The sequence below is a fragment of the Streptomyces sp. NPDC003011 genome, assembly GCF_053591515.1.
The window spans coordinates 1-12,143 of sequence record NZ_JBSFTY010000150.1; the positions used below are offsets into that span (position 1 = coordinate 1).

Annotated in this window: 10 protein-coding genes and 2 pseudogenes; 5 read left to right on the top strand and 7 right to left on the bottom strand. The window is 69.0% G+C overall.

Annotated features, from left to right (window positions below; all coding sequences use genetic code 11):
- Positions 1–67: 67 nt before the first annotated feature.
- Both ACWD0J_RS40050 and ACWD0J_RS40055 read right to left on the bottom strand, forming a co-directional pair.
- A pseudogene (locus ACWD0J_RS40050) lies at positions 68–728 on the bottom strand (response regulator).
- Positions 716–1,870, bottom strand: coding sequence for a histidine kinase (locus ACWD0J_RS40055; RefSeq protein WP_451500790.1), 1,155 nt, complete (start codon positions 1,868–1,870; stop codon positions 716–718). Before ACWD0J_RS40055 ends, ACWD0J_RS40050 begins: the two are co-directional and overlap by 13 nt.
- A 98-nt stretch (positions 1,871–1,968) precedes the next feature.
- Here ACWD0J_RS40055 and ACWD0J_RS40060 point away from each other — a divergent pair, with 98 nt between their 5' ends.
- Positions 1,969–2,352, top strand: a complete 384-nt coding sequence (locus ACWD0J_RS40060) for a MerR family transcriptional regulator (RefSeq protein ID WP_451500791.1) — start codon at positions 1,969–1,971, stop codon at positions 2,350–2,352.
- 615 nt (positions 2,353–2,967) lie between these two features.
- Here the strand turns inward: ACWD0J_RS40060 and ACWD0J_RS40065 are convergent.
- A complete protein-coding gene (locus ACWD0J_RS40065) occupies positions 2,968–3,924 on the bottom strand; it encodes a LysR family transcriptional regulator (RefSeq protein ID WP_451500792.1) in 957 nt (318 codons plus the stop codon).
- 509 nt (positions 3,925–4,433) lie between these two features.
- On the opposite strand from ACWD0J_RS40065, the gene ACWD0J_RS40070 reads away from it, so the two are divergent.
- Positions 4,434–5,174 carry a hypothetical protein gene (locus tag ACWD0J_RS40070; protein ID WP_451500793.1) on the top strand — a complete coding sequence of 247 codons (741 nt, stop codon included), beginning with the start codon at positions 4,434–4,436 and terminating at the stop codon, positions 5,172–5,174.
- Positions 5,175–5,208: 34 nt separating this feature from the next.
- A complete protein-coding gene (locus tag ACWD0J_RS40075) occupies positions 5,209–5,673 on the top strand; it encodes a hypothetical protein (RefSeq protein ID WP_451500794.1) in 465 nt (154 codons plus the stop codon).
- 298 nt (positions 5,674–5,971) lie between these two features.
- Here the strand turns inward: ACWD0J_RS40075 and ACWD0J_RS40080 are convergent, their stop codons facing one another.
- On the bottom strand, positions 5,972–6,343 hold the full coding sequence (locus tag ACWD0J_RS40080; RefSeq protein ID WP_451500795.1) for a hypothetical protein: 372 nt from the start codon (positions 6,341–6,343) through the stop codon (positions 5,972–5,974).
- Positions 6,344–7,788: 1,445 nt separating this feature from the next.
- Between ACWD0J_RS40080 and ACWD0J_RS40085 the strand changes: the two genes are divergently transcribed.
- Positions 7,789–8,406, top strand: a complete 618-nt coding sequence (locus tag ACWD0J_RS40085; RefSeq protein ID WP_451500796.1) for an RNA polymerase sigma factor — start codon at positions 7,789–7,791, stop codon at positions 8,404–8,406.
- On the top strand, positions 8,399–9,340 hold the full coding sequence (locus tag ACWD0J_RS40090; protein ID WP_451500797.1) for a CU044_5270 family protein: 942 nt from the start codon (positions 8,399–8,401) through the stop codon (positions 9,338–9,340). Before ACWD0J_RS40085 ends, ACWD0J_RS40090 begins: the two co-directional genes overlap by 8 nt.
- Before the next feature lie 157 nt (positions 9,341–9,497).
- Here the strand turns inward: ACWD0J_RS40090 and ACWD0J_RS40095 are convergent, their stop codons facing one another.
- From ACWD0J_RS40095 to ACWD0J_RS40105, 3 genes and pseudogenes are all read right to left on the bottom strand, one after another.
- Positions 9,498–9,902: a type IV toxin-antitoxin system AbiEi family antitoxin domain-containing protein gene (locus tag ACWD0J_RS40095; protein WP_451500798.1), complete on the bottom strand. Its 405-nt coding sequence runs from the start codon at positions 9,900–9,902 to the stop codon at positions 9,498–9,500.
- A pseudogene (locus ACWD0J_RS40100) lies at positions 9,899–10,383 on the bottom strand (transposase); the annotation flags it as partial. The pseudogene ACWD0J_RS40100 and the gene ACWD0J_RS40095, both read right to left, overlap by 4 nt.
- Positions 10,384–10,415: 32 nt before the next feature.
- A complete protein-coding gene (locus ACWD0J_RS40105) occupies positions 10,416–11,618 on the bottom strand; it encodes a PP2C family protein-serine/threonine phosphatase (RefSeq protein WP_451500799.1) in 1,203 nt (400 codons plus the stop codon).
- Between the last annotated feature and the right edge of the window lie 525 nt (positions 11,619–12,143).

A 12,143-nucleotide genomic window follows, 5' to 3' on the forward strand; every position in this document is an offset into this window, starting at 1 on the left:
TCGGGGAGGTTGCCCTGGCGGCGGTCGCGCGGGAGGATCTCGCCGACGCCGCGGCGGCCGTTGCACGTCAGGAGTGGCTGCCCTGAGGGCTGTTGAGGTAGGCGAGCACGGCGAGCACTCGGCGGTGCCCGCTGTCACTGGGCGGCAGGCCCAGCTTCAGGAACACATTGCCGATGTGCTTGTGCACCGCGCGCTCGGTCACGACGAGCGTCTTGGCGATGGTGGCGTTGTCGTGGCCCTCCGCCCATGAGCTTCAGCACCTCGCCTTCGCGCGGGGTGAGGGAGTCGACCGGCGTGTCCCGACGGCGGGTGAGCAACTCGGTGACGACTTCCGGGTCCAGGGCGGTGCCGCCCGCGGCGACCCGCTCCAGCGCGTCCAGGAACTCGTCGACCCGCCCCACGCGGTCCTTCAGCAGGTAACCGACCCCTCTCGCTCCGCCGCTCAGCAGCTCGGCCGCGTACGACTCCTCGACGTACTGGGACAGGACCAGGACCGGCAGTCCCGGAATCCTCTCCCGCGCCTCGCGGGCGGCGCGCAGGCCCTCGTCGCGGAAGTGCGGCGGCATCCGCACGTCCAGCACGGCGATGTCCGGGCGGTGCTCGAACAGCGCGGGCAGGATCTCCGGCCCGCTGCCCGCGACGGCCACCACCTCGTGCCCGGCCGAGTCCAGCAGCAGGACGAGCCCCTCTCTGAGCAGGGCATTGTCCTCGACGATCACCACACGCACGGCAGCTCCACTTCGATCTCGGTCGGGCCCCCGGCGGGGCTGGTCACGGTGACCGTGCCGTCGAGGGCGGCGACGCGGCGGCGGATGCCCAGCAGGCCGGAGCCGCCGTGTTCGTCCACGCCGCCCGTGCCCTCGTCCCGGACGACCGCCCGCAGCCCGTCACGCAGGCGTTCCAGACGAACGGTAGCCCGGCGGCCGCCGCTGTGCTTGGCCGCGTTGGTCAACGCTTCGGCCACCGCGAAGTACGCGGCCGCCTCCACCGCCGCCGGGGGCCGCGGTCCTTCCTCCAGACCGCCCAGGACCTCCACGGTCACCTCCAGCCCGCTGCTGGCCGCCAGCGCCCGCACGGCGCCGACCAGACCGCGGTCGGTGAGGATCGGCGAGTGGATGCCGCGCACCACGTGCCGTAGCTCGGCCAGGGCCTCCTGGGCATGGTCCTGGGCGTCGGCGAGCAGCTTGCGAGCGGTGTCGGGATCGTGGTCGAAGGCGCGTTGCGCCAGGCCGATGCGCATGGACAGGGCCACCAGGCGGGCCTGGGCGCCATCGTGCAAGTCCCGTTCGATGCGGCGCAGCTCGGCCTCATGCGCGGCGATCGCGTCGGCGCGCGTGGCGGCCAGTTCCTTGACCCGGGCGACGAGCAGCGCCCCGGGGGAGGGCCTGAGCAGGGCCTGCGACCAGCGCGCCTCCAGGTCGGCGAGCCGGGTGATCAGCGGAAGGACGACGGCTTCGCGGCGCAGCACACCGCACCACACCCCGTCGACGACCAGCCCGAGAGGCCACAGCGGCAGTGCGAGGAAAATCAGAGCACCGTAGAGGTACGAGGCGAGCATCCAGAGCAGATCGGTACGGGTCCCGGGGTCGTGGACCGCGATGCGCAGCCGCCGCCGCAGCGGACCGGTGAGGGCCTGGTATGCCCCGGGGATCTGCCGGCCCGTCCACGCGGCCGTCATCTGCCGCTTGGCGCCGGCGATGCGGCGGATGAGCAGCACCGTCTCCGGCAGCAGCCACGCTCCGACCACCGCGAGCGTGCCGGTGGCGGTGATCAGCAGAACCGTGACGAAGAGATACAGCTCGAAGGCCATCACAGCGGCGAGGGCCAGGTGGACCGTGGCCCGCCAGGCCTGCCACATCGCTTTCCACATACGCCCACGCTAGGCGACCGAGAGCCGGGCGACGGTGTAGCGGCCTACACCACGGGGGTGGAGACCGCTACACCCCCGCTTCGGGGCACACTCTCTCGGTGCGGCACACGGATCAGGGGAGCAGTGCAGCCGTTGTGATCCGCATCGGCGAGGTGGCACGGGGTGCCGGCGTCTCGGTGCGTGCCGTGCGCTACTACGAGCAGCAAGGGCTGCTCATCCCGGAGCGCAGCCCGTCCGGCCAGCGCCTGTACCGGCAGGACGCCATCCCCCTGATCCGCTTTTTCCAGCAGATGTTCGCCGCCGGCCTGACCAGCCGAAGGATCACCGAACTCCTTCCGTGCTGGGACTTTGGGCACACCGACGCCGAGCAACGAGCCATGCTGCGAGTCGAGCGCGAGCGCATCCAGGCCAAGATCGACGACCTGCAGGCCGCCCTGGACCGCCTCGACGAGGTCATCGCGATCACGGACACGCATCCGTAGGCGCGGTCGGCCAGACGTCTCGTCAGCGATCTGATTTCGCTGTCTTGGTGGGGGCGATGGGGAGTCGTCGAGGGGGAAGTGTTGTCGGGTGGCCGACGCAATTTTCGGTGTTCGGGCAGGGCGGAGACCAGCGCGGTGGTCTTTCCGGTCGTGGGCCGTCAGGGTTTGCCGGTCAGCTGGCAGGACGGTGTAGTGCCGCCATGCGATGGAAAGCCTTGACCCCTGATGTTGGACACACGAGACACTGGATCCCGATGACCTGAGGACCTGAGAACGGACATCTCGTGGTCATGAAGAACTATCCGCCGCAGCTCAAGGCGGACGCGGTCGCGCTGTACCAGTCACGACCCGGGGCAACGATCAGATCGGTTGCCGCCGATCCAGGGATCAAGAACTGCTGACGTTCGGCGGTCAGCCCGCCCTCTTGTGGATACCGCGTGCCTCCGCTGATACCGCGGCCGACGGCCAGCCCTTGGCCCCTACGACACCACGAGTTCAACCTCCGTCACGCGCCTCGGCTCTGTGTCTGAGCCGAAGCGCGTTAGCCGACGGTCAGCGGACCCGCTTCGACGTGCCCCACACATTCTTCGCATCGATCAGCCTCACCGACCGGAGTCAGCCCGCTAGGGCAGATGGCTGGTCGTCGGTCTGGCCGACCTCAGCTCTGGTGGTGACTTGTTGCGCAGCATTCCGGACGGCTCTGATCGTGGGTTCGGAACGCCTTTGGCGAAACCAGGCGAGAGCGGATGTCGAGGGCGGGAGGTCGACCACCGTGACGTATGCGATGCCCGGGCGTGGGAAGTAATCGCGGGCGGCTGCCGGCAGAAAGCACATTGCTTCTCCGGTGGCCACCGTGTGCATCAACGATTCCATGTCGGTGACCACTGGACCGTATCGAACGCGACTGCCGTCGGGACGGGGGTCAACCGCCCAGAAGTCCCACCACAGCCGTGGGACCTGCTCAGGCATGTCGACCACCGGGATGTCGGAAAATTGGGCCAGCGTGAGGTGGGGCGAGGCTGCCAATGGGTGGTCGGCTGACAGGCAGGCCACGCGTGGTTCGGTGGCCAGGTGGTGCAGTTCTATGTCGTCCGTCACCGGAGGACGGAGGAAAACCACATCGACCTCCCTTTGTGCCAGCGCCGCCATGTGATCACCGAAACTGAGGTTCACCAGACGCAGGATCATCTGCGGGTGGCGATCTCTGAGTAGACCCAGCACTGCGCGGGTGTGCGCCATTGACGCCTCAGCGCCGATGGTTCCCACGATGACTCGCCCGGAGATCTGTCGCTGCTGCGCACCGGCGATGCCCTTGAGCCGATCGACAGCCGCGACCGCGGCACTGGCTGCGGGAAGCAGGGCTCGCCCTTCCTCGGTCAGGGCGATCGTCCGACTCGTGCGCTCGATCACGCGTACCCCTAAGCGCTTCTCCAGCTCCCTGATCTGCTGACTGAGCGCCGGCTGAGTGATGAAAAAGCGCGCGGCGGCATTTCCGAAGTGCAGCTCCTCGCTCAGTGCGAGGTAGAGCCGAAGCTGATGGATGCTCGGTTCCCTTGACAGGGACGCTCCCATTCCCGTGAACCCTTTCGACGGTTCGACTTGCCGCTATAACCAAATCCTTATCGATGAGCAGACATGAAGCCCCCCGGCTTCAGTGACATACCTGCGTCGACCATGTGATAGTCAATGCACCGCCACTTGATCAACGTGACGGTCGTACGCGGGGGAAAGCACTCTGTCATCAGTCGAAAGACCGTTGCCAAAGCGCGGCTGATTCCCGCCGTCAAGCGACTTCCCCCCGAACCACCGGGGGTGGTGACACAGGGGGACCACCACATATGTCCGCGCAACTTCGCCTGCACAAAACACCTGACCGCACATCGCGGCAAACCGCTGACAACAGCGGCACGACCTCCCGCCCCAACCGGCGCCGACGGCGCACCGGCCGAGCGGCGTTCGTGCCACTCCTTGCCACCCTCCTTTCCATGGCGGCCGCATGGACTACCGCCTGCGCACCTAACGGTTCGCAGGCAGCTCAACGCCAGCAGCCGCCACGACACCTCACAGTCGCGGAACGAGAAATGCTGGCCCAGGCGGAGAAGATTCTCACGCGTGACTGCATGCGAAAGGAGGGTTTCTCCTTCTGGGTCACCCCGGAACTCCCTGAACCCCTGGAGCGCTTGTTCCCGTACGTCATCGACGACAAGCAGTGGGCCGCCGCGAACGGCTACGGCCGCGGCATCCGGGAACGCCGGGAGGCGTCGGCCCGCAACGACCCCAACCGTCGTTACTTCGACCGCCTCTCCACTGACCGCAAAGCGGCCGCGATCACGGCACTCAACGGGCCGACCCCGGAAGGGCTGGAAGCCGACGTCCCCGGGATGGGAAAGATCCGGCACAGCGACAAAGGATGCGTCTCCGACGCCCAACGCGTGCTCTACACCGACCTGCGCGCCTGGTACCGAGCAAAGAAGGTCACCGACGCCCTCGCCCGATCGGCCACTGCGGCCGTCGTGCACGATCCCAAGCTCGTTCCCGTAACCCGGGAGTGGGCCACCTGCATGCATGAACGGGGCCTCTCCTATGACATGCCTCAAAAGACACGCGAACACTTCGCGCGTCGCTCCAGGGCCGGTGAGCTCTCCACGGCTCAGACCGAGGCCGCATGCGCACAATCAACGGGCTTGGCCGCAACGCTTCGAAAGGTGAGCCGTACGCATCGCCAGGAGATGGATTCCCACCATTCCACCGAGGTGAAGAACCGCGCCTTGCTCGAGTACAAGGCGCTCAGCCGTGCCCGCGACATCGTCCGCCGCGGCTGATCAACCCGACAGCAGACAACGAGAGGAACAGGACATGAGCAAGCTCATTTCACTCGCCGGCGCGGCCGCCCTGATGGCCGTCGCATTCAGCGCTCCCATGGCACAGGCCTCCGAACCGACACCGGCGGAATCCCGCACGGTCAGCGCGGCCGCAGCAGACGGCAAGCTCCACGCCTGGATGGACCCCTACCGAGGCGGCGGACATTGTGCCTGGAGCGGGGCCAACCGCAACTGGGACTATCCGGGCTCTGGGTGCCCGGCGATGCGCAACCTCGCTTCCTCGGTGGAGAACCGGGGATACGCCGGCGGCTACGACGACGTCAACCTGTACTACGGCGAGGACCAGAGCGCCGCGTACGCGTGCCTCGGCAACGGCGACATGTGGTTGGACCTGTCACTCGGACGCGAGGTCTTCAGCCACGGCTGGTCCTGGTGGGACGGCTACGGCGAGTCCGTGGACAACAACATCGCATCCCATAACTGGACGGACAGCTGCTGACCGTCCATTCATGACCACGGGGGCCCCTCGGGGCCCCCGGTGCCGCGTGCACCCGCGTGTGTCCTGTGCGAACGGCGAGGTCCACACGACGGCTGTACACAGTCCGCGCCACAGTCGCAGCCCGCGCCGGCATTGACAGCATGGGTCGCCCCGAGGCCGAGCACCGCCTCCGCCTCGGGGTGGTCGGCGTGCTCGGCCTCGAAGACGCTGTGCTCGTTCATCCTGGGTTCAGCAGTGATGGACCGGAAGGCCCGACGCCTGCCCTCCGCTGCGGGGTGGCACCGTACGAGGGTCCGCGTTACGGGTGGAGCACCACCGAGTTGACCTGTGTCAGGTCGATCTCGTTGGCGTAACCCTGGTTGATCGTCCAGCAGTTGGTACCGTTGGAGTTGGCGCAGATGTCGACCTTCCACCCACCGGTCTGGTTGTTGTAGATCATGTGGGTGCCGTACTGGTTGTAGAGCGGGTGCACGCCTTGGGACCAGTACACGTGCGACGGGACGTTGTTGTTGAAGCCCGCGTTCTGCGGATAGATGCAGAAGGCGCCGTCCGGGCAGCCGTTGGAGCTGGCCGCCGTAGCGGCCTGGGTCTCGACGGCTCCGAGCATGAGGAGGGCCACGGCAGCGGCGGCCGTCGCGGCGGCCTGGCGGAGCACCTTGGATGTCATCATCGTCACCTCTGTAGGAAGGGCGCAGGTCGGTTTCATTGCGGGTCGGGGCTGCAACCGTTCTGCAGCCGAAACCGAGCGCGAGCCTAGTGACGAACCGCGTCCACCGGTCCTGACACATGTCTGGGTGCACCCTCGCCTCTCCGTGTGGTCCTCCCGCCGGGCTTCAGCTTCGTACGACTCCGCAAGCCCTCTGAGCAACTTCCTGGTTCGCGGTGGTGGGGACTGCTGCAGGGTTGGGTGACACCTGACCGGGCGTGCTGCGAGGCGGCCTGGAAGGATGGGGGAGTGCCCAAGCCGTAGGAGTTCCGCGAGGACGGTCGTGCGGGTCGCGCGCAACCGCGAGCCCGGCGTCACGCTGGAACAGATCGCCGCTGACTCCGGCGTCCACCCGATCACGTGGTCGAAGTGGCTGCGCCGCGCCGACACCGACGAGGGCGCCAGACCCGCAACAACGCCGGGTGAGCTGCCGAGCTGCGCGAGGACCGCAAGCGGATCCGGTTGCGGGAGCAGGAGAACGAGGTGCCCAGAAGGGCTGCGGTGTATCCGTCGTAGGCGAACCCACCGCTCGTCCGTGAGCTGGCCGCCGCCGCTGCCCCTTACCGGGTGCCGGCGGCGGTGACGTGCCGGGTGCTCGGGCTGGCCCGCCAGCCCTACTACCGGTGAGGCTGGGGCCTCAACACCGCGCTCCGATTCGCGAGCGCCGCCCGCTGGCAGGACACCATCCGCGAGAACCAGCCCCGGCCCAGCAGACTGGACCCCTACAAGCCCTGCTTGGAACGGCGATCCGCCGAGGGATGCACGAGCGTCACTCGACTTCACAGCGAGCTGATGGCCGAGCAAGCTCCTGTCACCTACGGCATGGTCCGCGCGTACGTCGCCACTTTGCGCGGGGCTCCATCCGGGGCGCCGCCCCGGCCGCCAACGGTGCGGCAGGTGACCGGCTGGCTCACCCGGCACCCCGCGACCCTGACCGAGGAAAACCGCGCCGGCCTGAAGGAGGTCCTGGCGCGTTGCCCCGAGCGGACACGGCAGCTCGCACAGGGCCGGCGTCCAGCAGATCGAGGACGACCGCACCGCCGACGACGTCCACCAGGAGGAGGCACCGGCTACGGCTGGGTGCCCGCCTACACCGTCACCCTGCCTGTTCCGCGCGCTGAACGGCGACCTGGACGATGACGAGGACATCGCGGTTGAGCCATGCGGCCGGGGACACGGTGCTGCGTGCGACCGCCGACCGGCTGAGCAGTGCCACGCCGAACTCGGGGGAACCCCCTGACGCCCGGGGCAGCCGTCGACCACGCCGGCAACGTGGCTCCAGTCGAGTCGGCTGCCTCTCCTGCCCCGACGCGTGAGGTCACACCATGGGGAACCGGATTCCCGCGAGCGGCGAAGTACAGGTGAAAGCCCAAGTCTTCAGAGCGTTCGTATCAACGAAAGGAGCCCCGATGACCGTCGAACCAGGCGTCAGGATGGGGCAGGACAGTGACGCCTCGGTGGTCGAACGGTCGTGGGATGAGCCCGAGGCGTTCGCCGTGCTCTTCGACCGCCACGCGGACTCGGTGCACCGATACGCGGCGCGTCGGCTCGGTGCCGAAGTGGCCGAGGACGTGATGGCGGAGACCTTCACCACCGCGTTCCAGCAGCGATTCCGGTACAACACCGAGTTGGCCGACGCCCGGCCGTGGCTGTTCGGTATCGCGACCAACCTCATAGGACGCCACCGGCGCGCCGAGGCCCGGCGGTTGAAGGCGCTCGGACGGCTGCCTTCGGCAGCCCTTGGCGACCAGGCCGAGGAGACGGTCGCGGACCGGGTGGCAGCGCGGGTCAGCGCCCAGGCGCTGGGCCGCCAACTGGCGGGCGCTCTGGGCAGGTTGCCCGCCCGGCACCGGGACGTGCTGCTGCTGGTCGCCTGGGCCGACCTCGGCTACGAGGAGGTCTCCCGCGCCCTCGGAGTGCCGGTGGGGACGGTCCGGTCGCGGCTGCACCGGGCTCGCAGAAAGGTTCGTGAGGCACTGGGCGGATCCGATCCAACAGCTCTCCGAGAGGAATCCGACGATGAATGACCTCAAACTCCTGAGGGAGTGGGACGGGGACGCGCCGCCTCTGGCGGACGACGTCCGCGCCCGAGCCCGTCTGCGCCTGCAGCAGGCGATGCGGACTCCCGCCGCTCCCGCGCCCGTTCGCCGCCGTCCGCTGCTGCGGATGGCGGTGGCCGGTGTCGCTGCGGCTGCGGTCGCCACGACCGTGGTGATCACCGACGACCCGGGGACCTCGCCGTCCCCCCGGCCGGTGAGCGCGACCACCGTGCTTCTGGGGGCGGCGGCCGAGGAACGCAGGCTCGAGACACCGATCGCGCCGCGCGACGACCAGTTCATCTACACCAAGGAGATCATCGAGGAAACCCCAGTCGGCGGCGGGCGGAGCAAGACGTACGTCGACGAGAGCTGGAACTCGGTCGACGGCTCCAAGAGGTCCTACGTCAGCGAGCTGGGTCACACCCAGTGGGTCCCGCCGGACCAGTCCGGTGCACGCAGCTGGCCACCGCGCAGGTGGTCGCAGCTGAAGCAGCTGCCCACCGATCCGGACAAGCTGTCGATCGCCTTGCGCGACGTGAGCGGGAAGCCGGACTACGGTCGGCCGATGAAGGCCGACGACTGGCCGATGGTCCACACCTTCCTCTCCGGCCTGCTCCGCACCCCGGTCCTGCCGAAGGGACTGCGCCCCGCCGCGTTCGAAGCCCTCGCCACCGTCCCGGGAGTCAGGGTGCTGCCCGGCCGGACGGACGTGGACGGCCGCGCCGGCATCGGCATCCAGTACGTGGGCCCGCCCGGGACTCCCTGGGCGGACGGCAAACAGGTGCTGATCTTCGACGCGAAGACGTACCAGTACCTGGGCACGCGTGACCAGCGCAAGGAGAAGCAAGCACCCACGACCTACGAGCAGTGGTCGTACGTGGCCGCCCACGCCGTAGTGGACCGAGTGGGGCAACGCCCCTGAGCGACTGCCCGCAGCGGGCCCTCGTCGAACCGACGCCCAGTGACTCACCGAGCGCCGAGCGGTGCGAGGGCCCGCTGCGCCATCGCCGAACCGACGCCGGCACCACGCGGTACGGCAGCTCCGCTGCCCCTGCTCAACTGTTCCCGCTCAGAGGGCGTTACGTCCTTTTCTGATAGCGGCCACGTCCGGGTTGTTCGAGGAGTCCCTGGCGGACGAGTCGTCCGAGGCGGGAGCGGGTGACGTTGATCGAGGGTTCGTCGGTGGGCAGGCCGAGGTGTTCGTGCAGATCGCGGACGCGGAACACCTTCCCGAAGTGCTCGTTGAACGTGGTCACGATGCGCTGGGGGACGGTGGCGATGGCGGTTTCCGCGGGGGCCGTTGCGTGGTTGGGAGGGGCGAGGCCGTCGATGTCCTCGCGGGTGGCGGCGAGCTCGGCCAGGCGGGCTTCGGTCTCGGCGAGGGCGGTGGTGAGCCGCTCGATCTGCTCGCGCAGGCTGTCGGCGCGGGCTGCGGTCTCATCGTGTTCGGCCTGAAGCAGCCGCAGGAGTCCGCTGACGTTCACACGGCCAGCTCCACGTCGTCCCGCCAGGCGGGGGCAGAGGTGGTGAGGCGGCGGAGCATGCCGGCGGTGGAGGCCCAGTAGACGCGGGAGGCCGCGTTGTCGGGTCGGTGGTCGTAGCCGCGGGCGAGGCGCCGGTGCAGCATGAGGGTGCCGTTGACCTGCTCGACCACCCACCGCTTCGGTTGCCGGACGAAGCCCTTGCCTTCGTCGTCGGGTGGCTGGGGACCACCTCGACGGTGATGTCCTTCACCGCCCCGTGGATGATCACGGCGTCTTTGAAACCCTGGTCGACCAGGACCTTTTCCGGGCGCCCCGCACCGCTCGGCCGCCTGGTCCAGCAGGGCGATGCCGGCCTCGTTGTCGTGCGCGCTCGCGTGGCGAGGATCACCACACCGATGATCAGGCCCAGCACATCCACGGCGAGTTTCCGCTTTGCTGCCCGGACCGGCCTGTGCGCGGCGTCCGACCCAGCCGTCCGCCTCCGCGCGTCTCGGCGCTCGGCCGGCTCAGCTCTCAGGCTGCGTTCGCGCCGGTGTCGCCGTGCCATTCGCAGAACAGGACGGTGGCGTCGTCGGCCAGTCGTCCCTGGTGGTAGTCCAGGACGGCGTGCATGAGGCGGCGCAGGGTTTCCGCGACAGGCAGGTTGTCGGCATGGTGGCGGATGATGAAGTCGGTGAAACGCTCCACGCCGAACTCCTGGCCGTCACGGTCGCGGGCTTCGGTGATGCCGTCGGTGAAGAGCAGTAGCCGGTCACCGGGCTCCAGTTGCTCGGTGCACTGTTTGATCGGCAGATTGAATCCGCTGCCCATCGGCCCGGCCGGCGGGCAGCGCAGTGTGGTGGCCCAGCGGCCGCCGCGGATCAGTACCGGCAGCAGGTGGCCGCGGTTGACCCAGCTGAATCTGCCGGTGTCCAGCTCAAGGTCCGCGAGGATGCCGGTGGCGTAGCGGCTGTGCCCGAACTGCTCGATCAGGGTGTCCTCGATGGCTCTGCTGGCTTCGGGGATGGTGGCGCCGGCGCGGCGGTGGCTGCGGCAGGTGGCCATCGCGAGAGCGGCTGTCAGGCCCGCGGAGGTGTCGTGGCCCATGGCGTCGAAGACCGCCAGGTGCAGGGTGTCGCCGGCCACCGCGTACTCGAAGGCGTCCCCGGCCACCTGGTAGGCCGGTTCCATGAAGGCGCTGACGGTGGCCCGCTGGTCGGCGAAGGTCCGCGGCGGCATCATGCTCCACTGCAGTTCCGCCGGCACGCCCATCGGCCGGGTTCGGGTCAGCCGGGCGTGGGAGTCGCTGTTGGCCCGTTTGGAGACCAGCAGTAGCCCGGCCGTCGATGCCAGCGCCCGCATCACCTCCTCATCGGGTCTGCCCCCGTCGTCGGAGCCGGGTTCGACGTGCAGGACTCCCAGGCGTTCAATGCCGTCCAGTACCGGCACCCAGCACGCCCCGCCGCGGGCCGGTGTGGTGACCTCGGTGATCTGGTAGGCGCGGCCCGGCAACGTGCCCTCGATCCGGTACTCCTCGCCACTTTCGCCGGCGTTCAGGCCGATCCCGGTGACCTCGCGCAGCACCTCCTCCTGGAGATCCGCCACGAACAGCCGGGCCCCGCCCGTACCGGCCTGCCTCGCCGCGGTATCGAGCAGGCGGGGCAGCTGCTCGAACGGCGCCGTGTGGCTGGCGTCCAGCAGCCCGGTCAGCGCCCGCGCCAGATCCTGCGCCGTCATATCCGCCGCCGCAGGCCAGGGCCGCCGTTATCCAACTCGTTCGTCATGACCTATCCCCTGCAAGGGCAAGCCCGAAAAGGGCCCGCGGATCGATACACCTGCCACCGGGGACCACAGGACTCAGCCCGAAGGAACGACACCAGCGCGACCCGCCCATCCCGGCCCCTCGGCGGGACCCGGTCAGGACGACGATCTCCACAAGCCTCCCACCCCGGTGCGCCCCCCAACAAGCGACCCCAGGAAGAACACGCTCCGGGTGTCGGCGTACTCCTGCCGCCGCCCGTTTGGTTTCGTCCAGGACGACGGCTTCGAGGCGCTCCTGCAGCGGTACGCCGACGGTCCACCCGGCCGGACTGAGATTGGCGCCGCCCTCCCGGCGGCCCAGCCCGCGGCGGAACGCAGCTCGGGCTATCGGGCACGCCGTCCGTCTGTGCGTCCTGCGCGGCCGCGGGGCAGCACCACCGGCACGACGTGCGGGTCCCGCCGAACGCACCACTGCCCGCCCGCGTCCGGCGCATCACAGCG

Excerpts from the sequence above, each read along its gene's own strand:
- ACWD0J_RS40055 (WP_451500790.1), bottom strand. The coding sequence starts at position 1,870 with ATGTGGAAAGCGATGTGGCAGGCCTGGCGGGCCACGGTCCACCTGGCC.
- ACWD0J_RS40065 (WP_451500792.1), bottom strand. The coding sequence starts at position 3,924 with ATGGGAGCGTCCCTGTCAAGGGAACCGAGCATCCATCAGCTTCGGCTC.
- ACWD0J_RS40070 (WP_451500793.1), top strand. The coding sequence starts at position 4,434 with ATGCTGGCCCAGGCGGAGAAGATTCTCACGCGTGACTGCATGCGAAAG.
- ACWD0J_RS40075 (WP_451500794.1), top strand. The coding sequence starts at position 5,209 with ATGAGCAAGCTCATTTCACTCGCCGGCGCGGCCGCCCTGATGGCCGTC.
- ACWD0J_RS40080 (WP_451500795.1), bottom strand. The coding sequence starts at position 6,343 with ATGATGACATCCAAGGTGCTCCGCCAGGCCGCCGCGACGGCCGCCGCT.
- ACWD0J_RS40085 (WP_451500796.1), top strand. The coding sequence starts at position 7,789 with ATGACCGTCGAACCAGGCGTCAGGATGGGGCAGGACAGTGACGCCTCG.
- ACWD0J_RS40090 (WP_451500797.1), top strand. The coding sequence starts at position 8,399 with ATGAATGACCTCAAACTCCTGAGGGAGTGGGACGGGGACGCGCCGCCT.
- ACWD0J_RS40105 (WP_451500799.1), bottom strand. The coding sequence starts at position 11,618 with ATGACGGCGCAGGATCTGGCGCGGGCGCTGACCGGGCTGCTGGACGCC.